The organism is Campylobacter bilis, from assembly GCF_016806695.1.
GTDB classification, from domain to species: domain Bacteria; phylum Campylobacterota; class Campylobacteria; order Campylobacterales; family Campylobacteraceae; genus Campylobacter_D; species Campylobacter_D bilis.
The window spans coordinates 1-2,216 of sequence record NZ_WUED01000025.1; the positions used below are offsets into that span (position 1 = coordinate 1).

Consider the following 2,216-nt stretch of genomic DNA (forward strand, 5'->3'; position numbering starts at 1 on the left):
TGGTGGGCCTAACAAGACTTGAACTTGTGACCTCACCCTTATCAGGGGTGCACTCTAACCAGCTGAGCTATAGGCCCTTTTATGGTGGAGAATAGCGGGATCGAACCGCTGACCTCCTGCGTGCAAAGCAGGCGCTCTCCCAGCTGAGCTAATTCCCCATGAGGAAAACTGATGATGCTTCATCTACTCTCAATATGTTTTATCAATCTTTAAAATCTAAACAAGGATGATTGAGTTTATGAAGTAACAGTTGTGAGACTTGTTACTTTGTACTCTAGAAAGGAGGTGATCCAACCGCAGGTTCTCCTACGGTTACCTTGTTACGACTTCACCCCAGTCGCTGATTCCACTGTGGACGGTAACTGTTTTAGTATTCCGGCTTCGAGTGAAATCAACTCCCATGGTGTGACGGGCGGTGAGTACAAGACCCGGGAACGTATTCACCGTAGCATGGCTGATCTACGATTACTAGCGATTCCGGCTTCATGCTCTCGAGTTGCAGAGAACAATCCGAACTAAGACATATTTTATAGATTTGCTCCACCTTGCGGTATTGCGTCTTATTGTATATGCCATTGTAGCACGTGTGTCGCCCTGGGCATAAGGGCCATGATGACTTGACGTCGTCCACACCTTCCTCCTCCTTACGAAGGCAGTCTATTTAGAGTGCTCGGCCTAACCGTTAGCAACTAAATACGTGGGTTGCGCTCGTTGCGGGACTTAACCCAACATCTCACGACACGAGCTGACGACAGCCGTGCAGCACCTGTCTCTAAGTTCTAGCAAGCTAGCACCCTCATATCTCTATAAGGTTCTTAGGATATCAAGCCCAGGTAAGGTTCTTCGCGTATCTTCGAATTAAACCACATGCTCCACCGCTTGTGCGGGTCCCCGTCTATTCCTTTGAGTTTTAATCTTGCGACCGTACTCCCCAGGCGGTACACTTAATGCGTTAGCTGCATTACTGAGGTGACTAGCACCCCAACAACTAGTGTACATCGTTTAGGGCGTGGACTACCAGGGTATCTAATCCTGTTTGCTCCCCACGCTTTCGCGCCTTAGCGTCAGTTAAGTTCTAGCAGATCGCCTTCGCAATGGGTATTCTTGGTGATATCTACGGATTTTACCCCTACACCACCAATTCCATCTGCCTCTACCTTACTCTAGATTATCAGTTTCCCAAGCAGTTTAATGGTTAAGCCATTAGATTTCACAAGAGACTTGATAATCCGCCTACGCGCCCTTTACGCCCAGTGATTCCGAGTAACGCTTGCACCCTCCGTATTACCGCGGCTGCTGGCACGGAGTTAGCCGGTGCTTATTCCTTAGGTACCGTCAGAATTCTTCCCTAAGAAAAGGAGTTTACGCTCCGAAAAGTGTCATCCTCCACGCGGCGTTGCTGCGTCAGGGTTTCCCCCATTGCGCAATATTCCCTACTGCTGCCTCCCGTAGGAGTCTGGACCGTGTCTCAGTTCCAGTGTGACTGATCATCCTCTCAGACCAGTTAAGCGTCATAGTCTTGGTGAGCCTTTACCTCACCAACTAACTGATACTATATAGTCTCATCCTACACCGAAAAACTTTCCCTACTCCACTTGTGTGAAGCAGGAGTATAGAGTATTAGCAGTCGTTTCCAACTGTTGTCCTCTTGTGTAGGGCAGATTAACTATACCTTACTCACCCGTGCGCCACTAATCCACTTCTAGCAAGCTAGAAGCTTCATCGTTCAACTTGCATGTATTAGGCACGCCGCCAGCGTTCACTCTGAGCCAGGATCAAACTCTCCATAATATTTTATAGCTAGTTTAATCTTTTTCCAAAAGGAAAACATAAAGATTATTATTAAAAAAGATTGTATAAAGACTTTACATAATTACTTATGCCTAAATCTCTATGGGCTCAATCGATCACTTATTTAGATTTCAAAGATTGACTTTAAGATTTAAAATAACAATACTAAATTATAAAGAACGAAAACAAAAAATTGTTTTTATTAAATTTGCAAAAAATCATTATTTAAAAGAAAAGTTTAAATTAAAAAACAAGATTTATAACAAGCTTTTAGCTTTTAAATTAATTTTAAGCTAAAAAGCCAAGTTTATAAAATCTACTAGACTGGTGAAACTTTATAATTTAAAAGATTTTAAGTCCTTTTTTAGAAAAAGGAAATGAAAGTATAACTAATTAAACTTAAATGGGGATTAAAGTGGGGGATT

At 43.2% G+C, this 2,216-nt stretch carries 2 tRNA genes and 1 rRNA gene; all 3 read right to left on the reverse strand.

The annotated features are described in order from the left end of the window. A tRNA-Ile gene (locus tag GRQ01_RS07440) sits at positions 1-77 on the reverse strand. A 5-nt stretch (positions 78-82) separates the two neighbouring features. Further along, positions 83-158, reverse strand: a tRNA-Ala gene (locus GRQ01_RS07445). 120 nt (positions 159-278) lie between these two features. Beyond that, positions 279-1,791, reverse strand: a 16S ribosomal RNA gene (locus tag GRQ01_RS07450). Between the last annotated feature and the right edge of the window lie 425 nt (positions 1,792-2,216).